This window comes from Parasporobacterium paucivorans DSM 15970 (genome assembly GCF_900141895.1).
In the GTDB taxonomy this organism is placed as follows: Bacteria; Bacillota; Clostridia; order Lachnospirales; family Lachnospiraceae; genus Parasporobacterium; species Parasporobacterium paucivorans.
Genome location: NZ_FQYT01000030.1, coordinates 1 through 24,068, shown reverse-complemented (window position 1 = coordinate 24,068; position 24,068 = coordinate 1). Strand labels below are relative to the sequence as shown.

The following is a 24,068-nucleotide window of genomic DNA, read 5'->3' as shown; positions in this document are numbered from 1 at the left end:
TACTGTCAGAGAGCCCTTACTGGCATTTCCAAAATTCAGCTGTCCCTGTGTTATATTTGGAGCTATCAATACCACAGACCAGCCATATTCTGCATAAATATTGCCAGTATCGCTGACTTGAATCGGATTGACCACATTTGTACCGCCTAAAACAACGCCGGCATATGGGTAATACTGTGTATAACCTGTCTGTGAAATCTCTTTAACAATCCAGGTAATACCTCTGGTTATATTTGTGAAGCTGTAGAATCCATTTGCATCTGTAGTTGCTTGTCCGGATAATATTTCTGAACTTCCAATTTTCAAATAAAGATCCATTCCCCATCCTGATAATGCTGGTTCGCCGGCATCCCAAACATTATTGTTATTTATATCTTCAAATTTATACCCGGATAGCGTTCCTGTTGCTTCAGGAACCTGTGGGTTCGGTACAGTCTGGTCTCCAAAACTTCCACCCATACGAACCTGTCCGCTTGATCCGGAAATCCCTCCTGCTCCTAAACAAGTGAATGTCCTGTAAGGATTTTCACCTGGCGCATAGGTAGAATCCTGATATATCCATGTACCTTGTGTTCCATTTAATGAATCTGCCAAGGTGACGATTGCGCCTGGTAATGTTGTATTGTTCCAAAACACAGACCTTGCCAGGTGTAATTGATAATAAAATACTATACTTTGGGTGGATTGTAATTGTGCTGCTGTTATTCCTGATGCCAATAAATCTTTAGTCAAAATAACCGTCTGACGTCTTGCCGTGGTTGTTGATCCTATATTTGCGGCCGTTGGACTAGCCGCATTTGGATCATAAGTATTTGCGGCAATATTCGTCTGCTGGTTCGGTAAATCAAGCAGGTTGAAGCCAGTGAATGTATTTGTACTATCCGCATTATTCATTGCTGCGTCCACCAGAGCCTGAGTCGATATAGGGTATGCTCCATTATTGCTTCCTGATGGATAAGATTTGACTGGATCCAAATTTATTGTTCCATCATTTTTCAATATGTAATTTCCGCTGTCTACAAGCAATTGATTACTCACGGCTACTTGTATTTCCTTGATGCCATCCATAAAACGGCTTACTTTAGGACCACTAGTAACAGTATAGTCATATTCAATCTGCAGAACGAAAGGTGAACCGTCTTTTATGGATAACAATTGCTGCGTTGCGCTGTCATAGACATATTCAGCCTGAATATTATCCAGTGTAATCACATAAGGTACCCAGCAGCCTTCGTAATAATTTTTTCCAAGATTGCCATCCGTGTACTTTGCATTACCAACTGTACCCGCAGCCCATCCCTGCAGGTCATATGTCATTGAACCTGAAGCTGCAAACACCGGAGTACTGGCAAAAATGGTTAAAGACATCATTGAAAACGTCGTCATTATTGCCAGCCATCGTTTAATCTTTCTCAGCGTCGAACTTTTACTGACCAACATTTCACTCACTCCTTTCTATTCACACGTACTTGGTGGGTTGCCGACGGCAATCCTGTGGTTATCAGGTCATATTTCAGCGGTTCCACCCCCTCAAAAAATTCGAAACTCTCCTTGTTAATCTAATAATAGGTTTATTTTGCTAATAAATAAAGCGTCTGGGATAATCTGTCATTGACAAAAATCAGGCGTTTATTCTGTCATGAATCGTGACAGAATTCAAAATAAATCACTATAATTTGTATACATCAATTGGCACTGGTATTATAATGTAGGTAACACAACCACTACTGAAGCGGCTTGATGATTTCCATAATTCTCACGAGTAATGGGTGAATTATCCAAGGAAGGTGATAGTGATGAAAAAATTAACAGGATTACTGATGGCTGTGGTTTTAACAATTGCACTGTCCGCAGGCTGCGGCACAGGCGGCAATGGAGGTTCGTCCGTCAGCGGGGTAATGCAGAGCGGGGGCTGGGTATACTACATCCAAAAAGGAACACTCTATAGCATGAAGCCCGACTGGACGGAAAAAACGAAGATTGCAGACAATTTTGATGTCCGTGTCATGATCGTACAGGATGACATTATCTACTACGCCGATAACGATATGAACGTATATAAGATGATGAGGGATGGCACCGGAAAGACCAATATCATGAGCGGCGAGAACATTTATGGCTTCGAGGTTTCAGGCGAATGGCTGTACTACAGCGTCAAGCCAGGCATTATAAACAGAATAAAGACAGACGGCACTGGAAAGACCAAGCTGGCAGATATCGACTCTTTTAAGGGAGCCATGTGGGTGTCGGGAGGCTCCATATATTACATTGACGGAACAAGCTTAATGAAAATGACGGAGGACGGCACCGGCGTTGTTGAACTCGGCGAAAATTTAGAAATAAACGGCTTCAAGGATGACTGGGTCTATTACAGTGAAGTAGATCAAAAGGGAGCTTCCCTGAACATAAACAGGATGAGGCAGGACGGCACCGAGAATGCAAGGTTGGCGGATGTAAGCTTCGCAGCTATGGATGGGGACTGGCTGTATTATGTCAAGGATGATGGCTGGCTCTACCGTTCAAACCTGGATGGAACGGGAGAGGAAAAACTGAACAACGTAAATATGTGGAACCTCATTGGCATATGGGGCGAATACATCTACTACAGCGACTACGAGGGTCCCGTATACAGGATTGACCTGAACGGCAGCAACAAGATGGAGCTGAAATAGGGGGTGCTGATATGGCTGATGAATTCCTTGCATTCCTGAAAGGAAAGCCGGACGTAGATGGCTTTATCGATGAAATCCTCGAAGATTCGGGCATAATCCCGAAGCTGATCGGTATAATAAATACGGAAAAGGGCAGTGTAAAGTTCTACTGCGAGAAGGTGATCCGCCTGGTCAGCGAAAAAGAACCGGAGCTCGTATACCCGTACTATGATGAGATAGCGGCCTTCCTGGACAGCAGCAACAGCTTCATAAAATGGGGCGGCATCGTCATCCTTTCCAACCTGGCAACTGTAGACGACGCCGACAATTTTCGGGCTGTATCCAAAAAATATTTCAGCATGCTGCACTCAGACTCCATGATAACCGCCAACAATGTTGCCGGCAACGCCTATAAATTTGTGGTGAAGAACCCGGCCTATGAAAAACTCATCACCACGGAGATGTTCAAGATACCTGGCAACACATACCTGTACAAGGGGGAGGCTTCTCCGGAGTGCAGGAATATAATGCTCGGCAGCGCAATCGAATATTTCGATAAAGTGTTTGAAATATCGGAAAACAAGGAGAAGATGCTGGCGTTTGCAGAATGCCAGACAGACAATACCAGAAAAAAGGTTGCAAAAACGGCCCGGGAGTTCCTGAAAAAACACCGGGAATAACTGTGCCTACATAAAAGAGCATCCAGATAATGTCTGAATGCTCTTTTTTGCCTGCTCCCGGACTATGGAATGACAAGCACCTGGTTAACATATATCAGGTTGACGTTTGTAATGCTGTTGGCAGAGGCTATTGCCTGAATCGTGACTCCGTATAGGGTAGAAATCTTCCATAACGTATCACCTGATTTGACGGTATAGGTTTTACCGGTACTTGGTGTAACAGGTACGGATGGACTTCCTGTACCCGGAATGACCAGGACCTGTCCTACGTATATCAGATTCGCATTCACAATATTGTTGGCGGTTACAAGCTGCTGTACCGTGACGCGGTAGATTCCGGCAATTCTGGTCAATGTATCCCCCGACTTCACCGTGTAGCTTGTCCCGGTTGAAGGAGTGACCGGAGGCTGCACAACCGTTCCGGGAATCGTCAATACCTGGCCTACATATATCAGGTTTGCGTTCATGATGTTATTTGCCACAACAATCTGCTGAATGGAAACACCGTACATAGTGGAAATTTTCCATAATGTGTCTCCGGATTTGACAACGTAAGTCTGTGCCCCGGCTGCGCCTGCAAGAATCTGAGGCACTGTGACAAACTGATATCCCGAAGCCTTCAGGCTGGAAATGATTCCGGGGAGGGCGGTCGGCGTATTTACGGCACCCGATCCGACATGCATCAGGACGATGGCCCCCGGGGTTATATTACCCAGAACCCTCTGGGTTATTTCACTGGCAGAGATACCTTTCCAGTCGAGGGTATCAATCGTCCAGTAAATGGTTTTCGTATAGCCGGCATCTCCCACAACCTGCAGAATCGTCGAATTATATGCGCCGTACGGAGGCCTGAACAGGGGTTTTGTCGACTGGCCCGTGTAATTTCTGACAATTGCTTCCGTTTGATCCAGTTCGGCCCGCATCTGCTCTGCCGTCAGCTGGGTGAAGTATGGATGCGAATATGAATGGTTCCCGATAGCGTGGCCCTGGTTTACAATAGCCTGTATCCATTCAGGATGGTGGGAAACTGCCTTCCCGGTGAGAAAAAAAGTTGCTTTTATGCCATTGGCTGAGAGTATCTGAAGAATTTCTGGAATGCTCCCCCCATCATCTCCGTCATCAAATGTCAGGGCTACCATTTTCCCTGAAGTGCTGCCTTTTGTAATAAGCTGGGATGGCTCTGCTGCAAAGATCTGTGATGGTAATATCAGTGTAAGAATTATGAGTCCGGATAGCAGTACAATAAATTTCCTCATGTCTTCACCCGCTTTCTTAACATGACTGGTTCAAAAAAGTCCCTCCATTATTTTCTCTGTCAGTTCATTTATAATGCGCTTTTTTTCAAGCGGAAATAAATTGTCAGGATTATAAGGCACTTTGTTTCCAATCGTAATCTGGTTCCTTTTTTTATTGACGCTGACCGGATAGAAGTTCACCAGTTTACTGTGTTTTTGATAAAATGTTCTGGCCAAATTGACAAACCCCGTATTGAATCTGCGCAGGGGATCATTCAGATACTCTCCGGGACTTTCCGGGAATATCAGGATATTTTTTCCCTTTTCCAGTTCGTTTATGGTCCGGTCGACCGTCTCCATAATCCGTCTGCTATCGTGAAAAACAGGAATCGCCCCAATGTGTTTCATAAGCCCCACGCATACCGGGCTGATAATCCACGCCGCCAGGTTGCTGAAAGGGTGTTTTAGCCCCAGGACCGGTTCCACAAAATCTATCCGAAGGTAATCTTTGCATAATTTTGGATCTGTTATTTCATAAATAACCCAGGGGACAAAATCCACATCTAAATACAGCTGCAAAATCAGCGGTCCGAAATAACTGGCATGATTGGATATAAAAATCGCGGGCATCCCGGTGTCTACATTTTCCATTCCGATAATTTCCGGTTTTTTCAAAAATCTCCTCATCAGCCACAGCAGAAGCTTGAATCCTGGATTTTTCATGGCTTATTATTCCTCTTTCTGCAGGATTTTCATGAATTCCTCTCCGGTAATGGTTTCTTTTTCGAGAAGATAGGCTGCCAGTTCATGCAGTTTGGGCTCGTTTGCCTGGACGATCTCCCTGGCCCTTTCGTGGCAGAGCTTGATGATGTGCAGAACTTCGTCATCTATTTTTGTGGAAGTTTCATTCGATACGAGCAAAGTCGTGTCTGTGCCGAGATACGGGTTGTTGACCGTCTCCAAAGCCATCATGTCAAACTCTTCGCTCATACCGAACCTTGTGACCATTGACCTAGCAATCTTTGTAGCGGCCTCTATATCGTTTGCCGCACCGGATGTGACGGTTTTCAGAATGATTTCCTCTGCGGAACGCCCGCCCATGAAGGTAATTATCTTGTTCATGACTTTCTCCCGGCTCATCAGCAGCTGTTCCGTCTCTTCCAGCTGCATCGTATAACCGAGGGCTCCGGATGTCCTTGGGATGATGCTTATTTTGTGAATGGGTGCTGCATCCGTCTGTTTTGCGGCAACGATTGCATGCCCGATTTCGTGGTAAGCGATCGTCTGCTTATCCTCCTTCGAAATGATCGCATTTTTTCTCTGGTATCCGGCCAGCACGATTTCCAGTGCGTACTCCAGGTCGGTCTGCTTTATCCTGCTGCGTCCCTCCTTTATGGCATGGAGTGCGCCTTCATTGATCAGGTTGGCAAGATCCGCTCCGGATGTCCCGGATGTCTTCCTGGCCATTTCCTTCAGATCGACATCTTCATCCATTTTAACCGCTCTTGCATGGACAGCCAGGACCGCCTCCCGCCCGGCAATGTCCGGCAATTCAAGAGGAATGCGCCTGTCAAAACGGCCCGGCCGCAGGAGCGCTTTGTCCAAAATTTCCGGTTTGTTGGTCGCGGCCAGAATTACCACGCCTTTTTCCGAGGAAAAGCCATCCATTTCATTCAACAACTGATTGAGTGTCTGTTCCCGCTCATCATTTCCGCCAATTCCGGCCAGGTTGCGGCTTTTGCCGATCGTATCGATTTCATCGATGAAAACGATACACGGAGCCTTTTCCTGGGCCTGGTCGAAGAGATCGCGTACCCTTGCCGCTCCCACACCAACGAACATCTCCACGAATTCAGATCCTGAAATGGAGAAAAAGGGGACTTTAGCTTCTCCCGCAACCGCTTTTGCAAGAAGTGTTTTTCCGGTTCCTGGAGGCCCGACAAGCAGGATTCCTTTTGGCATCCTTGCGCCGATATCTCTGTATTTCTGAGGATTGTGGAGAAAGTCAATCACTTCCCAGAGGGCTTCCTTTGCTTCATCCTGTCCGGCTACGTCCTTGAAAGTTTTTCCCGTTTCAGATTCCGCATAAATCCTGACATTGCTTTTGCCAAACGTCATCGCACTGCCGATTCCTCCAGCCCTTCCCTGCAGCCTGCGCGTCAGAAATACCCAGAGGGCGTAAAACAGTGCTAATGGCAGAATCCAGGTCAGGAGAAAATCAACAAACGGAGAATTTCCCTCTGTAATCACTTGCGAAAACTCCACGTCTGCCTTCAGCAGCCGGTCGGTCAGCTGTAGGTCCTCCATTCTGCCCGTAACAAAAGAACCTGCATCCCCAGCTTCGTCAAGTGCGGTGAATTCAATCTGATTCTCCTGCACAGATACGGTTTCGACCTTGCCCTGTTCGAGCATCGTAATGAAAGTTTTATAATCCGTTTCTGTCACAGAATCTTTTCCCGGGCCAAAAAAAACGAAAAGATTCAGCACAATCAGCAGAACAGCGGCTGCCATAATGAAATACATCCATTGTTTATTGAACTTCGGGGGCATTTTAGGCTCCATAAGACTGCTACCTCCCCTCTTTCAAAAAATACGATCCTTATATACTCATTATCTCAGAAAAATTCAATAATACAACAGTTACTATTTATGATATAATCAGAAAATTATAAACGGAAAGAGGTTCCTATGTTTTCAATTCAGAACAATTTCAGTGGGTTCGGTCTGTCGCAGGAAATTATCGATGCACTGACCCTGCTCCGCTATACAGAACCCACACAGATTCAAAAGGAGACGATTCCGGCCGCACTGGAGGGAAGGGATATCTTGGGAAAATCCGGGACGGGAACCGGCAAGACGGCTGCATTTGCAATCCCCATCTGTGAAAAAGTACTGTGGGAGGAGAACCTTCCGCAGGCGCTCATCCTGGAGCCTACCCGAGAGCTTGCTGTACAGGTCAAAATGGAGATATTCCATATCGGACGCAAAAAGAGGCTCAAGGTTCCAGTGGTGTTCGGTGGAATGCCCGTCGACAAGCAGGCCCTTTCCCTGAAACAGAAGTCACACATCGTGGTAGGTACTCCCGGACGCATCATGGACCATGTCCGACGCGGAAACCTGCAGCTGGGCAGCATAAAATATCTTGTAATAGATGAGGCTGACCTTATGCTTGATATGGGTTTTCTGGATGAGGTCCAGGAGATCATTGAACTGCTGCCTGCCGACCGGATGACCATGCTCTTTTCCGCAACGGTCAGCAGCGAGATAGACGGTCTGGTCCATAGATATATGAACAATCCGCTTTCCATAGTGGTTGAGCCGGAATCAGGCACCACCGGTGAAATCAGCCAGGAGGTCTATTACGCTGAAAGCGAAAACAAGTACCATATCCTGGTATCTGTGCTCATCCGTGAAAATCCTCAGGACTGCATGATTTTCTGTGCGACCAGGGAGATGGTGAACACGCTCTGCCACAAGCTTGGCAGAGACAAGATCAGATGCGGGATGCTCCATGGCGAGCTGGATCAGAAAGAACGCCTGAAGACCATCGATGATTTCCGGGACGGGCGTTTCCATTATCTTATCTGTACCGATGTTGCCGCAAGAGGCATTGACTTCGATAATATAACCCATGTCATCAATTATGATTTCCCGACTGGAAAAGAAACGTATGTCCACAGGATCGGGCGTACAGGAAGAAAAGGCCGCTCCGGAAAGGCGATCAGCCTAGTGACGCCGGAAGAAATGAAAATGAAGCAGGCCGTGGAAGAGTATACGTCCCAGCCTATCAGGGAAATGGAGTGTCCGGACAGAAAACGTCTGGATGAAGACGCTTTCCGGAAGAAGCTAAAGGAAAATACAGTGCTGAAGGAAAGAAAAGGGAATGTGTTCAACAAGACTATCATGCGGCTTTCTATCGGCGGCGGCAGGAAATCAAAGATGCGGGCGGTCGATATAGTCGGCACCATCTGCAATATCGATGGGATTTCTGCCCAGGACATCGGAATCATTGATGTCAGGGACAGCCTGACATATGTGGAGATACTGAACAATAAAGGCGAAAAAGTCCTGGACGAGCTGCAAAACAAACCCATCAAGGGAAAAGTCCGCAAGGTCCGTACTACAAGAGGAATGTAAAAGCGATAATTTGAAATCAGGAGGCAAAAAATGAAAAACATCTCTTTAAGAATTGACAGATTACCCTCAACTCCCATGCTAAAGAAAATCCTGCTCATAACGGGAATCGGATGGATGTTCGATGCCATGGATCAGGGAATGGTATCCGGCGTCATGGCGGCAATAGGAAAGTCCTGGGAATTGAGCACAGCGCAGCTCGGTCTCCTTGGAAGTATGAGCATGCTTGGAATGGCCCTGGGAGCCGCATTATCCGGAATGGTTGCGGATAAATGGGGCAGAAGGTCCGTGATTATGTATACAATGGTCATTTATGGCATTGCCAGCATCCTTTCGGGATTTTCGGTCAATTACGGCATGCTCCTGGTTCTCCGCTTCATCACCGGTTTTGGCCTCGGAGGAGAGCTGCCGGCTGCGTCTACCTTAATCAGTGAATTTTCACCGGCGAAGATCAGAGGACGTAATGTTGTTTTTCTGGAAAGTTTCTGGGCCTGGGGCTGGATTCTCGCCGCTCTGGTGGCATACCTGCTGATTCCGGTCTTTGGTTGGAGAGCAGCTTTTGTCATCGGAGGTGTCCCCGCTATATTTGCTGCATTTATCCGTAGGGGGATTCCTGAATCCCCGAGATTTCTGGACTCAGCCGGAAGGGAACAGGAGGCGGATGAACTGGTCCGCAGGATGGAAGAACAGGCGGGGATATCCCCCTTTGTGCCGGATGCATCCGTTGCCGCAAAGGGGTCAGACCCCCATCACCGTGTTTCTTTCCTGGAACTCTGGTCAAAGAAATACCGTCGGAGCACGGTTGTGCTCTGGATCATCTGGTTTGGAATCAATTTCGGCTACTACGGTTTTGTACTATGGACACCGAGTCTGCTGGTGGACAGCGGATTTGCCCTGGTACGCAGCTTCGGCTTCACCCTTATCATGTCCCTGGCGCAGCTTCCGGGCTATTTCAGTGCCGCTTATCTGGTGGAAAAAATCGGGCGCAAAAAGGTTCTGTTTATCTACTTTATAGGCACGGCCATTGCGGCCTGGCTGTTCGGACAGGCGGGCAATACGGTTCAGGTCCTGGTTTTCGGCTGTCTTCTTTATTTCTTCAGCTTAGGCGCCTGGGGCTGCGTATATGCCTATACTCCGGAAGCCTATCCTACGGCTGCACGCGCAAGCGGCGCCGGCTGGGCTTCTGCTTTCGGGCGTATCGGCGCATTTATCGCCCCCTTTGTGGTGCCCTTCGTGTACGGGGTTTCCGGAAAAGAAAACGGATTCCACTACGTATTTTTCATGCTGGCTGGGGTATTCCTTGTGGTGGCCATCATCGTTGGTCTCTTCGGAAAAGAAACCATGGGCAAAGCTCTGGAGTAGCCTTCAGCTACTCCAGTATGCTCAGTATGTACTTCTTATACTCCATAAAACTGTCACTCACAACAAATTCCCTGGCCCTTGGCTTTGGTTCCCTTATGATAATCTCTTCGCGGATCCTGCCGGGTTTTCCCGCCATCACGTATATTCTGTCGGACAGCAGAATCGCCTCATCAATGTCATGAGTGATCAGGAGGGCCGAGAGCCTTATCTGCTCCATGACATCCAGAAACCACTTGTGCATATTGCTCTTGGTTATGCTGTCCAGAGCGCTGAAAGGTTCATCCAGCAAAGCCACCTGATCGGAGAAAAGATACGTTCTCAGCAGCGCCGCCCTCTGCCTCATTCCTCCGGACAGTTGTTTGGGGTATTTATTCTGGGTTCCTTCAAGTCCAAATTCTTCAAAATATCTGGCTGTGATCTCCCGTGCCTTGGATTTCTTTTCCCCTCTTATCACCAAGGGCAGCGATACGTTATCCAGTATGGTCTTGTAAGGCAGCAGCAGATCTTTCTGCAGCATGTAGCTTACGTTTCCTGCCTTGCCCGCTATATCGCTTCCATCGAGCTGCACCGTGCCTGAATCCGGATTCAGGAGTCCGGATATCACATTAAACAATGTGGATTTCCCAACACCGCTCACCCCGATCAGGCAGACAATTTCGCCCTTTTTCAATTCGATGGAAATATCTTCAATAATGTTGGTTCCTTCATAACTGACAGTGATGTTTTTTGTGGTCAGCCTATCCATTTTTTGCTCCTCTCAACACAGAAGCTTTATTCAGGGAGGTATTCATTCGTGAACCCTGTCCCAGCAGGGATTTTCTTATCTATGAGTTTGTTCTCAAATAACCATCCGTAGAAAGCGTCCCATCTTGACTGGTCAAAATATCCCCATTTTTCGGCATCGGCCGTATACTGGTCTGCCAGCCATTTCTGGCTTTCTTTGACTATGGCTGGATCTAATTCAGGTGCCGCATCCAGCAATATCTGTGCAGCTTCTTCGGGGTTGTCTATTGAAAACTGATAACCCTGCTGGATTGCTTTCAATGTCTTTTTAACCGTATCCGGGTTATTTTTTGCATAGTCATCGTTTACGATGATAACCGGGCTGTAATAATCCAGTTCCTTTCCATAATCGGCAAAGTTGAGGTAATTCGTTTCTTCCCCTTTGACTTTTGCTGCAATTCCATCCCATGCATAAAATACCCACACTGAATCCACATCCGTTTTGAGGGCCGTTATAACATCGGTAACTGTGCTTGGAATCATTTCAATATCTGCAAATTTTCCACCGTCTTCTTCAACAATTTTCTTGATTATCGCCTTTTCAACAGGCATATCCCAGGTTGCGTAGGAGTGTCCTGCCATTTTGGCGGGAGTGTCAATACCTTTATCCTTCAGGGACAGGATTCCGGATGTATTATGCTGGATTATCGCTGCAACTGCAGTCACAGGCATCGGATTATCGGATGCGAAGTTGGGTGCCAGCGAATCCTGGAAACTTATTCCGAATTCTGCTCCGCCTCCACCGACCAGTGTTTCTGCTCCTCCTTCCGGTGGCTGCATGATTTCAACATCAATCCCCTGTTCAGCAAAATATCCTTTTGCCTGAGCGACATACAATCCTGTGTGGTTCGTATTTGGCGTCCAGTCAAGCACAATCCTCACTTTTTCATTAGCAGTTTGATCCTCGTTTTTTTCTGTACTGCAGGCTGACAGTGTCGAAACAGACAGAGCCATCAGTACGGCCAGTATGGCGCATAATCTTCTTTTCATTTTATGTAAGTCCTTCCTTAATTTGTTTTTTTCCTTCTGTCCCATGGCATCACTGCATTTTTCAGCAAGGCGACGCCGAATATAAGCAGCAGGCTGATTATGGAGATAAAGAATATCACGGCAAACATTTTATCAAAGGAATAAGATTTCCTCACTCTTGTCATATAAACGCCAAGTCCGCTGAAGCCGCCAAGCCACTCTGAAACCACCGCGCCGACTACTGAGTAGGATACGGAAATTCTCAGACCGGCAAAAAACTGGTTCAGGGAGCTCGGAAATTTGATATGCAGGAAGCACTGCATCCGGCTGGCTCCCATGGCCTTCAGCAGGTTCAAGGCATCCTGGTCTGCCGAACGAAATCCTTCCAATAATCCGATTGCGATTGGAAAAAAGGTTATTACGACAATCAGCGTTATTTTGGGCAATATACCATACCCCATCCACAGGACCAGGAGAGGTGCTATGGCTACCGTCGGAACGGTCTGTGTCAATACGATGACAGGATAAAATGACTTGTATGCCACCGGAAAACGATCCATTATCACAGCTATCAAAAATCCGAACACCGTTCCAATAGAAAGCCCCAGAAAGGCTTCCATCAAAGTCGTTCCGGCGTGATGCATAAGCAGCGCAAAATCATCTATGAATGCCCTCACAACATCAAGAGGCGAGGGGAGCATAAACTTCGGCACCGCTCCGGTTGCAGATGATAACTGCCATATTATTAAAACGAAAAGAATCGCTGAAACAGGCGAAACCTTATTTATGATGCTTGGTAACTTTTTTATCAATTGTTAGAACACCACCATCCGGAGAAAAACTTATTTTCACATACGCAGAAACTTTAGGCGCACCCGCTTTTACTGCGATGTATTGACAGTTCTTGACAATATCCATTAATTCCTCATATTCACCCTCAATAGATGTCTCACATGGTCCCACAAAATAGTTCAACCCTGTACTTTTGATATAATCGATCACTTCGTCCACGATGCGGATTACTTCCTCATCCGTATCAACATGCGGCAAAACCTGAATAGCTACACTTGCTTTCATAATATCCTCCCATCTTTTATTAAATAAAAAACCCCTCCAAATAACGGAGGGGTAGTGTATTTTTGCTTATACATTTCCTACGCCAGCATTATCTGGATCAGGTGCAAACAGATCTCTCTGTTTAAGGGTATAAAACATTTTCGTGGTTTTTTCTCAGCCTAACTCATTAAGCTCCCCTGCCGCCTTATATTAATATAGCGGGATATCGTTGTCAAGTTTTATTTAACAGATTCTTGGCAGACCTTCCCCATAAAGGATGTCCAATGCCCTGACTCCGTTCAGTCCGGTTATTGCGTTCACGCCCCGGCCCGGAACAATTTCTCCAATGATTGCAGCATTTTTTCCATAACTGCTCTTCTTCACGGCTTCCAACGCCTGTTCCGCCTGGATTTTGGGAACGACGGCTATCATCTTCCCTTCATTCGCCATATAATACGGATCCAGTCCAAGTATGTCGCACAAGCCCCGCACTTCCTCACTTACAGGAACATTTTTGTCATAAATTTCAACGCCGCAGCCGGATGACGCCGATACCTCGTTTAAAACGGTTGCCAGACCGCCGCGCGTCACGTCACGCATGCACTTTATGTCGATGCCATCATCAATCAGGTTCTTCACAATGGAAACAAGCGGGGCACAATCACTCGCTATATTGTTCTCGATACCCATCCGTACGGACATTATGGCTGCATGATGATCTCCAAGATTTCCAGAGAGGATTACCACGTCTCCTTCCCTGCAGTTCGAGATGCTGACTCCAGGCTTTACGATTTCTCCAATCCCGGAGGTGTTGATATAAACCCCCCCGTTGCCTTCGATTACTTTCGTATCACCGGCAACGATTTTTACACCGGCTTCAAGGGCCGCCTTTCCCATCGAAATGGCAATGCTTTCAAGAAGTTCGATTTCTGTACCTTCTTCAATGATAAACCCGGCCGTAAGATACTTTGGGATTGCTCCCATCATGGCAACATCATTTACGGTTCCGCATATAGCGATTTTTCCAATATCCCCGCCATTAAAAAACATCGGGGTCACAACAAAAGAGTCTGTGGTATACGCAATATCCCCTTTGACAGACAGAACTGCCGCATCTTCAAGTCTGCTAAGGATTTCATTGCCATAGCATTTTAAGAATGTATCATTAATCAGGCTGGTTGTCTGATTTCCACCGCTTCCATGAGCCATATCTATTTTCATTCTTTACATCCTCCTGTTTTTATACCAGATTCCACATGCACCTTCACTTGAAACCATGCACGGCCCCACTGCGTTCAGCGGTGTGCATGTTTTCCCAAACAAAGGGCACTCCACAGGATTGATTCGACCAAGAATTACATCCGCGCAACTGCAGCCTTTCGGCATCTGTATCCCGCTGTCTTCCAGCCCAATGTCGCTCCCTGCATCATATTCAATGAATTCCGGCCTTAGCCTGAGGGCAGAATTCTCGATTACACCGATTCCTCTCCAGGTATCATCGGCACATGTGAAATATTTATTCACTTTTTCCATCGCTATCAGATTGCCCTTCTCTGAAACCGCGTTCTTATACATGTTTTTCATTTTGTGTTCACCCGCCTCAAGCTGGAGGACAATTTCATAGACCGCACTTAGAATATGTTCCCCTTCAAATCCGGCTACCACAAAAGGCTTCCTGTATCTTTCCGCAAGCTCAATGTAAGCATCCGCACCGATGATGACGCTGACATGGCCCGGACACAGAAACGCGTCTATGTTCTTCTCCGCTTCACAGACAAACGAAAGTGCCGGCACGATAGTTTTGAGCGAGGTGAGAAGCCTAAGGTTTTTGATACTGTTTTTTTCGATCTCTTCCATCAGGATGGCATAGATTGGTGCCGTCGTTTCAAATCCGACTGCCGCAAACACAAACTCCTTATTGGGGTTTTCCTGTGCGATTTTAATGGACATCAGGGGAGAGTAGAGGATTCTCACGTCCCCGCCTGCGGCCTTCGCCTCCGTCAGGGACATCTCACTTCCTTTGACTTTCATCATGTCCCCAAAAGTCAGAACGCAGCAGTCCGGCATAAGTGAGATCTCAGCAAGTCTGTCGATATAAGATGGCGTGGTTACACAAACCGGACACCCCGGTCCTGAAATAAGTTTTATCTTATCTGAAATCAGGCTTCGGATTCCATTCTTAAAGATGCTCGCCGTATGGGTTCCGCAAACTTCCATGATCTTAATCGGTTTTCCATCATAGTTCTGCAGTTCCTCTATGATATTCTCAAGCGTCAGCATTCAAGACCTCATCGAGTTCTTCAAACATGCTGAGTAATTCTTCTGCTGTATCCTTCTTTAAAACTTCCAGCACACATCCGGCATGAAGCAAAACATAGTCGCCCGTTTTCGCTGAAACCAGACTAATGTTTGCTTCACAGATATTGTTCCGAATATCGACCTTTGCAATGTCGCCATTGATTTCCGTTATTTTTCCCGGTACCGCTACACACATAACTTTTCACCTCATTAAACCTATAAATGTTTGCCCAAGGCTGATGCACCCGTCATTCGGAGGGACAGCCTTATTAATGTATACATCAAAATCTTTCAATCTTAATTTTTTCAGTGCCTCCTCAGTCAGAAAGGTGTTTTGGAACACCCCTCCGCTTAAAGCCACCGAACTGATTCCCTGTTTATTTCGAATCCGCTCACACACCGCAAGAATCATGTCCGATACTGCATGGTGAAAGCTTAGGGCCAAAGTGCCTTTATCTTCCTTTTCCTTCAATCTCACGAGTGACTCCAGCAAGGACTTTGTCTTGATGATTATCTTACCATCATTTTCTTCGATTTCAAACCGCAACATACCGGATGACTTTTTGTTTTTCTCTGCCAGAAATGCTTCTTTCTCCAGATTTATGGCGCATTCGCCCTCATATGTATTTTTGTCTCCGATTTCCAGAATGGCAGAAACCGCATCAAACAGCCTGCCCATGCTGGAAGTAAGATGTGTATTTATTTTATTCTTAACGGCAGCCTCAATGATGCCGGCGCGCTCATCTTCCACGTATTCCGTCAGACCGGCGTTTATCAGGAAACAGGCGGCCGTTTTCTTCGCATCTTTCATGGAGGAATCCCCGCCTATAATCGGTGTGTACTCGAGATGGCCGGTCCTTTCAAAATTCGAGCCCTCACAAACCAGGAATTCTCCCCCCCAAATGTTTCCATCTATTCCATAACCGGTACCGTCAAAGGCGATTCCTATCACTTTTTCGTTGGTCAAATCATGCTCCGCCATAACCGACGCGATGTGCGCGTGGTGATGCTGCACGTAGATTATCTTGTTATCCAGCGATTTCACAAACCTGGAAGAGTGGTAGTTGGGATGCAGATCGCATAACACGATGTCCGGCGATACTTTTAACAGCCTTGATAAATCTACATATGATTTTTCATATTCCTTTAAAATGGAATGCTCTCCCAAGTCCCCAAAATACTGCGACACGACTGCATTCCCTTTGTAATACAGGCAGAATGCCGCCTTCAGGTCTCCCCCTGCTGCAAATATCTGTATATCTTTCCTGTTTTTCAAAAATATCGGATATGGGACATAGCCTCGGCTTCTCCTGATGATTTGCGGTTCACTGTCGACGACTTTCGCGACCGAATCATCCACAGAACGGACAATGCCTCTTTTGTTATATAAAACCCCCGCCAGATAGGGAGATGACAAGGCGAGCATTTCCTCATCATCTTTGATAATCGGTTGACAGGATATATTTGCACTGGTCATGATTAAAGGCCCGCACTCCCGCAGAAGTAGCGTCTGCAGGGGTGTATATGGCAGGAACGCCCCACAATACATGCTTCCTTTACCGACAGCATCTGACATTCTTTTCTCTTTTACATAAAGGAGAACAATAGGCCTGGCCTTAGATTCGAGCAATTTCTTTTCTGCTTCCCCTGCATGGCAGCATTCTTCGATGGACGCGAGCGAATCGAACATCACTGCAAAAGGCTTTTCCTCCCTGCCTTTTAGCATCCGCAGGTTGGAAACCGCATCTTCCAGAAAAGGTGAGCAGGCAAAATGATAACCGCCAATGCCTTTTAACGCTATTATTCCGCCTGCCTTCAATATCGCCGCCGCTCTGCGTAAGGACTCCTGGTTCCTCTGTTTATAATTGACCCTCGTCTCTCCTTCAGAACCATCATTGTCTCTAAAAATCAGGTACGGACCGCATTCATCGCAGGATATGGTTTGTGCGTGAAAACGCCGGTCCTCTGGATCTATATATTCCTCATTACAGGATGGGCACATTTCGAATTCTTCCATCGTCGTATTCTTCCTGTCATAGGGGAGTTCTTCTATTATCGTATATCTCGGTCCGCATGACATGCAGCTTATAAATGGATTCCGAAAACGCCTGTCTTTCTCTTCAAAAAGCTCTTTCTCACAGTTCCTGCATACCGGCAGATCCGGAGGAATTATAGAGATTTTTTCATCCTGCATGCTCTCGATGATACGAAAACCCTGTAAAACGGAATCCTCCGCCGTAAGATCAGATATTTCTATATTCTTAATTTCATGGCTTCCGGAGTCATTTGATTGCAAATCAGCCAGGAACATTTGGAATTCTTTTTCAGGAGATGATGCAATTATCTCCACTATTCCGCCAATGTTTCTGACCGTTCCGTTTACTCTATGCTTTTTTGCCACACGATAAACAAAGGGGCGGAAACCGACCCCTTGCACGATACCGGAAACAATTATTTTTTTGATTATGCGTTTGCTTTTTCTTTTATCCATTTACTTACTTCATCGAAACCTTCGCCTGTGGTACAGGACACCTTAATGACCGGTGCTGTTGGATTAAGTGCTCTAACACCTTTCATGTAAAATTCTTCGTCAAAATCAGTATATGGTATCAAGTCACATTTATTAAGAACAATAATATCTGCTTTTTCAAAGGCAAGAGGATATTTATATGGCTTGTCGCTTCCCTCCGTCACTGTCGATACAAGCATCTTCACATGTTCACCAATCATAAATTCAGCCGGACAAACCAGGTTGCCAATATTTTCAATGAACAGGACGCCCTTTTCAATGTTGAGGTCCTTTACCGCCTGGCCAATCATGGGTGAATCAAGATGGCAGGCACCTCCCGTATTAATCTGAATGGCTTTTACGCCCATGGACTGTAATGTTATTGTATCGAAATCCGCTTCAATATCTCCTTCTATAACATATGGCGTGATGCCCTCCAGCCTTTTGATGATCTGAATCAATGAGGATGTCTTTCCAACGCCCGGAGCACCCATCACATTTACCGCAAAGATGCCTCGCTCTGTCAGTTCCGCATTGATCTGATCTGCAACCTGTTCGTTCTTGTCGTAAACAGACTGCATGATTTCTATTTCTCTATTTTCTTCGGCCATATAGATACCTCCTTTACACTTCAATCGACTTGATATAAAACTCCTGTCCTATCTCGGTGGGCACGCCGTCCCCACCGCAAACCGGACATTCAAACGAAAAAAGTTTTCTTTCAAACAATTCTCCGCAAATACTGCATTTAAGCTTAGGTTTGACACGCATGATGTTCAGTTTTGACCCGCTGCAGGGTGTTCCTTCTGCGATGATATCAAAATAGAGCTCTATCGAGCTTGCCACATACCCTGAGTAGTCGCCTACAACGAGATTGATCTGTTTTACCTCATCAATCCCGTTTTTGGCGGCAAATTCAGAAGCAACCGCTATGATTCTCTTAGTTACCGGATACTCGTGCATTTGTAAACTCATCCCTTACTTTCTTGACTGCAGGAGCAGAGTACTGATTGCCCATTTTCAGACACTTCTTCGGACAGCTTTCCACACAATAGTAACACTGTATGCAGTCGAGTCTGTCAATACTCCAGTTTGCAGAATTTCTATCTACCTGAATCGCACCTGTAGGGCAGTTCCTCTGGCATAATCCGCAGTGGATGCAGTCTGCGACTTCAATTTCAATACTGCCTTTGGTATGCTCAAAAACCTCTTTTTTCTTTATTGGATAAAGCAATGTATATGGTCCGTGAAAAACACTTTTCATCAGTGTTTTCGTCATGCTTAATATTGACATAGTTCCTCCTTATCTCTCTGTGCAGCTGATGCAGGGATCAATCGAGAGAACGATTACAGGTACGTCAGCCAGATCACAGCCTTTGAGCATTTCAAGCAATGGTGCAAGGTTTGCAAAGGTAGGAGTTCTGACTCTGTAACGCTCTAAGAATTTAGACCCATTCGCTTTTGTGTAATATAATACTTCACCACGTGGCTGCTCAAGTCTGATAAAGCTCTCGCCATCAGGATTTCCTTTTACGTCAACTCTGACATCGCCTTCCGGCATCATGTCGACGCACTGTTTAACCAGATCGATGGACTGAAATGTCTCTCTGATACGTACGGCGGTTCTGGCATAGCAATCTCCGTCGGTTTCAATAATCGGTTCGAAATTGAGTTTGCCATATGCCGCATAGCCTGTTGATCTAAGATCGCTGGCTACTCCACTTGCTCTTAAAGTAGGTCCTACCGCTCCCAGGTCATAAGCCATCTGTTTTGTAAGTACGCCTACGCCTTTTGTACGGGATTTGATGGATGCATCGTTTAAGAATACATTGGTGATTTCTTGCAGTTCTTTTTCAAAAGAAATCATTGTGCTTTTGATTTTCTGAAGCTGTTCAACGGTAACATCTTTTCTGACGCCGCCTACTTCACAAGCGGAGAAGATGACGCGTCCGCCGGTCGTTTCTTCAAACAGATCAAGGATCTGCTCTCTGAGCCTCCAGGAATGCATGAATAAGCTCTCGAAACCATATCCGTCTGCGACAAGACCCATCCACAATACATGGCTGTGAATACGGGACAGCTCAGACCACATGGTTCTCAGGAAAGTAGCTCTCTCCGGAACTTCAATACCCATCACTTTTTCAACCGACAGACAGTAGCCCAGGCTGTGGATGAATGAACAAATTCCACATATTCTTTCTGCAACAAACACATACTGTTTGAAATCTTTCTTCTCTACAAGCTTTTCCAAACCTCTGTGTATGTATCCGATCTGAGGTATTGCTTCTACAACGGTTTCATCTTCCAGTACCAGGTCCAAATGTATTGGTTCCGGAAGTACTGGATGCTGTGGTCCAAAAGGAATGACTGTTCTTTCTCCCATTATAAAGCCTCCTTCTTCTCATTAAACGGAGTTTTTTTAGCAATTTTATAGAAATTATCATTATAGTCCAATAAGATATTTTTTACTTTGATGCCAAAGAGCTCCTTGATTTCATTCTCATATAAAAACGCAGGTACGTAAAAGCAGCTCACGCTCTCAATTTCCGCATTATCTTCAACAACAATTCTTAAACTCACGAAGTCCTGGTTTTTCTCGAAGGAATAGCTTATCTCCAGCCCTTCTCCGACTTTTGTACATGAAATAGCTACAAATCTATACCCGCTGTTTTTAAGATTGAGGGTTTCTGACAAAAGGTCTTCCGGCGAGATCATTCTTAATGTCTGCTGTTCCATTTAAAATCACCTTCTTTCTAAAAAGATACTATTTTCGTTTTTTCATGTTCTTTTGCTTTACTTCCAGGATTCCCAGGGCCGCTACCACGCCATCGATAAGAGCCTCCGGTCTGACTGCGCATCCGGGTATGTAAGCGTCCACAGGTATAACCGTATCGATCCCGCCGCGAATGTTGTAGCACTCTGCAAATATACCGCCGGTACAAGCGCAGGCTCCGATAGCAGCAACAACTTTCGGTTCTGCCATCTGTTCGTAAAGCTGTTTCACGATTTCTACGTTCTGCTCGTTCACGCCGCCTGTTATAAGCAGGATATCTGCGTGCTTCGGATTACCGGTATTGATAACCCCGAATCTTTCTACGTCATAAAGAGGTGTAAGACATGCAAGCACCTCAATATCACACCCATTGCAGCTTGATGCATCATAATGCATTATCCATGGGGATTTCGTAATTGCTTTCATCTGATTACCTCCTTACATTGTTAATTGCAAAACAACAAGATTGAGCGTACCTAAAACAATGGTTACGATCCAGGCTGATTTTAATGCGAGTTTCCACTTAACTCTTGAAAAACTGTTGTCTATAAGAATTTCAATTAAATATATTATGATGCAAACAATAACCGCATATAAATGGCTGATTGGTGCAGCCGTTGCGATGAACATATAAACGAATGCCATCGCGATTACTGTTTCATACCAGTGCATAACCTGGATAACTGCAAGGTCTTTTCCTGAATATTCCGTTGTAATACCCTTTACAAGCTCCTGGTGACCATGCTCTGAAGTACTTAAATCAAACGGAGATTTTCTCAATTTAAATGTCAGAATATATACGAATCCAAGAAAAATAGCAGGCAGATAAGCTATGGCAGGCACGCTTGAATTTATGATATCCTTTGATAAAAAACTGTTATTTATATAATACAGGCCAATTGCCGCAAGGATTACCATTGGCTCATAGGCCATTACAGCCAGCAGTTCCCTTTCTGCACCGATTGTACTGTATGGGGAATTTGATGCATAACCACCAAGTATGAACATTACGGAAGATAACGTCAGGGAGAACACTGCAAGCAGGATATCCCCGCCAGAAAGTATCAGCACCGTTGTGAGTATCATAAATATAAATGAAAGATAAATATACAGCCCGTGAACCTTATTCACTCTCAGTGACTCTTTTCCTAATAACTTAAGCACATCATAAAAAGGCTGCAATAATCGTGGACCTTTTCTCCCCTGCATTCTTGCTGAAATAATTCTGTCTACTCCGGCAATCAGACCTCCTAAAATCGGTGCTAATATAATAATTGCAATTATTTTCAATATCATCATTTCCATTATGATATACCCCCTATTAGAAGTATTGCCCCGGTGCATAAAGTAAGAACACAAATCAAATTACTCCAAACGGTCAGTAATTTAGGATTGAAAACGTCCTTCATGTACCAGTTGCTCAGCTCGACCTTACGGTTTGCAAGGGTCGCACCTACGAAGGATTCATTGTCTCCACTGTTGATACCATTCATATAGAGTGGGGTAATCCTCGTCTTACTGTTTTTAGCTGAGAGAAGATATGCGATTGGAAAGACTAAAATAATAACAAGCATAAAAATCATGATATATATTTCGTTTGTTACAATTCCCATAACCTCTTCTCCAAGGAACGGTGTGATCACAAATTTGGAAATAAACGGGAATGTAAAGCATGCCATCAAAACCAAAACCACATGTACGATCATGGAAAGGTCTTCCTCAAAATGAAGTTTATGGGTCTTGTGATTTTTCAGGTTCACTCCGGACACAAGCTTGCCCATCCATTTTGTCCAATAGAACAGTGTAACTGCACTACCAAAGGAGATAGCCAAAATTGCAACCACATTAGACGCATCCACGAATGCCTTGATAGCCGCCCATTTTGAAATCAGCATACCAAATGGAGCAATGAACATTCCTGCGATACCGATGATCATATAAAAATTGAGTTTCCTTGATATGCTTGCCAATGCATCCATATGCTCCACATTTCTGCTGCCCAGCTGGTGCTCTGCCGCGCCGACTGAAAGGAACATAAGCGATTTTGAAACAGCATGAAAAATCATAAGCATGATTGCAACCCAAAGTGCCTCCTTGGTTCCAATACCGGTACAAATTACGATAAGTCCTAAGTTTGAAATTGTTGAATATGCCAGGATTTTCTTAGCGTCACTCTGGGTGATTGCAAGAATTGCCGTTGCAAGAAATGTTATGGAACCAATCAGTGCAATTACGGTTCCTACATATGTTCCCACCATTAATGGCGCAAGTCGGATTAAAAGGAAAACTCCGGCTTTTACCATCGTCGCCGAATGGAGCAGCGCGGATGTAGGTGTCGGAGCAACCATTGCTCCAAGAAGCCAGGAAGAAAAGGGGAGCTGCGCGGATTTTGTTAATCCTGCAAAAGCAAATAAGAATACCACCACCATTACAATCAGCTCCTGATTCAGATGCAGTAATGCCGACAGCTCAATCGTATTGTAACTGATACCTAAAATCACGATACCGATTGCAAACGCAAGTCCTCCAAACAAGTTCATAACTAATGCTCGGAAGGCATTGTTCTTAGCTTCTTCTGTTTTAGTATATCCGATAAGCAGGAAAGAGCAAAGTGTTGTGATCTCCCAGCAGAAATACAGCCATAAAAGATTGTTGCTCATTATTAAACCAAACATCGCCGATAAGAAAATAAAAAGCAGGGCGAAAAAGAAGCTCTTTCTTTCTTTATATTCTGTATGGTGTGCATGGTACCATTTCATGTAACCGGCTGAATACAGGCAGATCAGCCCGCCTACAACTCCAACGATGAAGATCATTACTATCGTCAATTTGTCAACTACGATACCCGTTTCTACTTCGATGGTTGTATTTCTCATAAATTCAAACCACAGAATCAGCGGCGTCTGAATAACTGCCAGAAGTGAAATCAAGTATTTTTTGTGTTTTATTCCTGTTGCAATGATGAAAATTGCGACCAGTATTTCAACGACTGCTATGCAGTAATCGATGATCTCTTCATTCTGGATGTGCAGCTGGACTCCGTTTGAAAAATATTGGAATACTGCAAATACAGAAATCACGATGATAATAACAGCGCATATTCTTACGATTGCATTTCTTACCAGGTCATTTCTTACTAATAATATAAGAATCGCTGCTACCAACGGGAATAAAATAAGGATTGGTATTGTGTTCATTGCTGTCTCCTCTTCTTAATTATTTTTGTGGGTGTTTTCATGACTCTTCAAATCCCAGTTTGTACAAATACCAGTACAATTCCCGAGTTTACTCATTAATTCAATATTTGTCAATTTAGTTATTGTTTTATCAAGCCTGTTAAACAATAATTCCTATCGTTCTTTTGGGGCAAATGTACACCTTAAAAACATCCATGCTTTACAAGTCCGTTTTTTTGCTATTATGTAGTTTCATTTTCACATATCATTAAGCAATGTGCATATTAAAAAGACCAAATACACTCTTCAATTTGGTCTTTTTTTTATAGGTTCAAAATCGTCATTATAATCGAGTAGGAGGCTAGTCATTAGTTGACTAGCCGACCTCTCACACCACCGTGCGTACCGTTCGGTACACGGCGGTTCTCTAGTTTTCACATAT

General features: G+C 45.0%; 24 protein-coding genes. 4 read left to right on the top strand and 20 right to left on the bottom strand.

Annotation, left to right across the window (positions count from 1 at the left end):
* Positions 1-1,440, bottom strand: a 1,440-nt coding sequence (locus BUA79_RS11410; protein WP_242941697.1) for an SdrD B-like domain-containing protein, incomplete at its 3' end; no start/stop codon positions are given.
* 356 nt (positions 1,441-1,796) lie between these two features.
* Here BUA79_RS11410 and BUA79_RS11405 point away from each other — a divergent pair.
* Both BUA79_RS11405 and BUA79_RS11400 read left to right on the top strand, forming a co-directional pair.
* Positions 1,797-2,672: a DUF5050 domain-containing protein gene (locus BUA79_RS11405; protein ID WP_073994552.1), complete on the top strand. Its 876-nt coding sequence runs from the start codon at positions 1,797-1,799 to the stop codon at positions 2,670-2,672.
* Positions 2,673-2,683: 11 nt separating this feature from the next.
* The gene (locus tag BUA79_RS11400; protein WP_073994551.1) at positions 2,684-3,331 is read left to right on the top strand and encodes a hypothetical protein; all 648 of its coding nucleotides are present in this window, start codon (positions 2,684-2,686) and stop codon (positions 3,329-3,331) included.
* Positions 3,332-3,393: 62 nt separating this feature from the next.
* Here the strand turns inward: BUA79_RS11400 and BUA79_RS11395 are convergent, their stop codons facing one another.
* Genes BUA79_RS11395 through ftsH form a run of 3 tightly spaced genes read right to left on the bottom strand, consistent with a single transcriptional unit; the run spans position 3,394 to position 7,128 of the window.
* Positions 3,394-4,587, bottom strand: coding sequence for a LysM peptidoglycan-binding domain-containing protein (locus BUA79_RS11395; RefSeq protein WP_073994550.1), 1,194 nt, complete (start codon positions 4,585-4,587; stop codon positions 3,394-3,396).
* 30 nt (positions 4,588-4,617) lie between these two features.
* Positions 4,618-5,289, bottom strand: a complete 672-nt coding sequence (locus tag BUA79_RS11390) for a lysophospholipid acyltransferase family protein (protein WP_073994549.1) — start codon at positions 5,287-5,289, stop codon at positions 4,618-4,620.
* A 6-nt stretch (positions 5,290-5,295) separates the two neighbouring features.
* Positions 5,296-7,128 (bottom strand): ATP-dependent zinc metalloprotease FtsH, encoded by a 1,833-nt coding sequence (ftsH, locus tag BUA79_RS11385; protein WP_073994548.1) that lies wholly within the window; start codon positions 7,126-7,128, stop codon positions 5,296-5,298.
* A 126-nt stretch (positions 7,129-7,254) separates the two neighbouring features.
* Here ftsH and BUA79_RS11380 point away from each other — a divergent pair, with 126 nt between their 5' ends.
* Both BUA79_RS11380 and BUA79_RS11375 read left to right on the top strand, forming a co-directional pair.
* Positions 7,255-8,703 (top strand): DEAD/DEAH box helicase, encoded by a 1,449-nt coding sequence (locus BUA79_RS11380; protein ID WP_073994547.1) that lies wholly within the window; start codon positions 7,255-7,257, stop codon positions 8,701-8,703.
* A 30-nt stretch (positions 8,704-8,733) separates the two neighbouring features.
* Positions 8,734-10,062, top strand: a complete 1,329-nt coding sequence (locus BUA79_RS11375) for an MFS transporter (RefSeq protein ID WP_073994546.1) — start codon at positions 8,734-8,736, stop codon at positions 10,060-10,062.
* A gap of 7 nt (positions 10,063-10,069) precedes the next feature.
* Here BUA79_RS11375 and BUA79_RS11370 read toward each other — a convergent pair whose 3' ends face one another.
* The 16 genes from BUA79_RS11370 to BUA79_RS11295 all read right to left on the bottom strand — a co-directional run bounded on the left by BUA79_RS11370 (position 10,070) and on the right by BUA79_RS11295 (position 23,647).
* Positions 10,070-10,807: an ABC transporter ATP-binding protein gene (locus BUA79_RS11370; protein WP_073994545.1), complete on the bottom strand. Its 738-nt coding sequence runs from the start codon at positions 10,805-10,807 to the stop codon at positions 10,070-10,072.
* A 26-nt stretch (positions 10,808-10,833) separates the two neighbouring features.
* Positions 10,834-11,835, bottom strand: a complete 1,002-nt coding sequence (locus BUA79_RS11365) for an ABC transporter substrate-binding protein (protein WP_073994553.1) — start codon at positions 11,833-11,835, stop codon at positions 10,834-10,836.
* Positions 11,836-11,852: 17 nt separating this feature from the next.
* Complete coding sequence (locus BUA79_RS11360) at positions 11,853-12,626, bottom strand: ABC transporter permease (protein ID WP_073994544.1); 774 nt, start codon at positions 12,624-12,626, stop codon at positions 11,853-11,855.
* The gene (locus BUA79_RS11355) at positions 12,595-12,891 is read right to left on the bottom strand and encodes a thiamine-binding protein (RefSeq protein ID WP_073994543.1); all 297 of its coding nucleotides are present in this window, start codon (positions 12,889-12,891) and stop codon (positions 12,595-12,597) included. Before BUA79_RS11355 ends, BUA79_RS11360 begins: the two co-directional genes overlap by 32 nt.
* Before the next feature lie 222 nt (positions 12,892-13,113).
* A complete protein-coding gene (gene hypE / locus BUA79_RS11350) occupies positions 13,114-14,091 on the bottom strand; it encodes a hydrogenase expression/formation protein HypE (RefSeq protein ID WP_073994542.1) in 978 nt (325 codons plus the stop codon).
* 3 nt (positions 14,092-14,094) lie between these two features.
* Positions 14,095-15,150, bottom strand: coding sequence for a hydrogenase formation protein HypD (hypD, locus tag BUA79_RS11345; protein WP_073994541.1), 1,056 nt, complete (start codon positions 15,148-15,150; stop codon positions 14,095-14,097).
* The gene (locus BUA79_RS11340; RefSeq protein ID WP_073994540.1) at positions 15,137-15,364 is read right to left on the bottom strand and encodes a HypC/HybG/HupF family hydrogenase formation chaperone; all 228 of its coding nucleotides are present in this window, start codon (positions 15,362-15,364) and stop codon (positions 15,137-15,139) included. Before BUA79_RS11340 ends, hypD begins: the two co-directional genes overlap by 14 nt.
* A gap of 6 nt (positions 15,365-15,370) precedes the next feature.
* The gene (gene hypF, locus BUA79_RS11335; protein WP_073994539.1) at positions 15,371-17,659 is read right to left on the bottom strand and encodes a carbamoyltransferase HypF; all 2,289 of its coding nucleotides are present in this window, start codon (positions 17,657-17,659) and stop codon (positions 15,371-15,373) included.
* Positions 17,632-18,288, bottom strand: coding sequence for a hydrogenase nickel incorporation protein HypB (hypB, locus tag BUA79_RS11330; protein WP_073994538.1), 657 nt, complete (start codon positions 18,286-18,288; stop codon positions 17,632-17,634). Before hypB ends, hypF begins: the two co-directional genes overlap by 28 nt.
* Before the next feature lie 13 nt (positions 18,289-18,301).
* Positions 18,302-18,640, bottom strand: a complete 339-nt coding sequence (locus BUA79_RS11325; protein WP_073994537.1) for a hydrogenase maturation nickel metallochaperone HypA/HybF — start codon at positions 18,638-18,640, stop codon at positions 18,302-18,304.
* Positions 18,618-18,971, bottom strand: a complete 354-nt coding sequence (locus tag BUA79_RS11320; protein ID WP_073994536.1) for an NADH-quinone oxidoreductase subunit I — start codon at positions 18,969-18,971, stop codon at positions 18,618-18,620. The genes BUA79_RS11325 and BUA79_RS11320 overlap by 23 nt, the downstream gene beginning before the upstream one ends.
* A gap of 9 nt (positions 18,972-18,980) precedes the next feature.
* On the bottom strand, positions 18,981-20,060 hold the full coding sequence (locus BUA79_RS11315; protein WP_073994535.1) for a hydrogenase large subunit: 1,080 nt from the start codon (positions 20,058-20,060) through the stop codon (positions 18,981-18,983).
* Complete coding sequence (locus tag BUA79_RS11310; RefSeq protein ID WP_073994534.1) at positions 20,060-20,413, bottom strand: NADH-quinone oxidoreductase subunit C; 354 nt, start codon at positions 20,411-20,413, stop codon at positions 20,060-20,062. The genes BUA79_RS11315 and BUA79_RS11310 overlap by 1 nt, the downstream gene beginning before the upstream one ends.
* A gap of 28 nt (positions 20,414-20,441) precedes the next feature.
* On the bottom strand, positions 20,442-20,876 hold the full coding sequence (locus BUA79_RS11305; protein WP_073994533.1) for an NADH-quinone oxidoreductase subunit B family protein: 435 nt from the start codon (positions 20,874-20,876) through the stop codon (positions 20,442-20,444).
* A gap of 12 nt (positions 20,877-20,888) precedes the next feature.
* On the bottom strand, positions 20,889-21,755 hold the full coding sequence (locus BUA79_RS11300; protein ID WP_207647349.1) for a complex I subunit 1 family protein: 867 nt from the start codon (positions 21,753-21,755) through the stop codon (positions 20,889-20,891).
* Positions 21,755-23,647, bottom strand: a complete 1,893-nt coding sequence (locus tag BUA79_RS11295; protein ID WP_073994531.1) for an NADH-quinone oxidoreductase subunit 5 family protein — start codon at positions 23,645-23,647, stop codon at positions 21,755-21,757. The genes BUA79_RS11300 and BUA79_RS11295 overlap by 1 nt, the downstream gene beginning before the upstream one ends.
* Positions 23,648-24,068 lie beyond the last annotated feature (421 nt).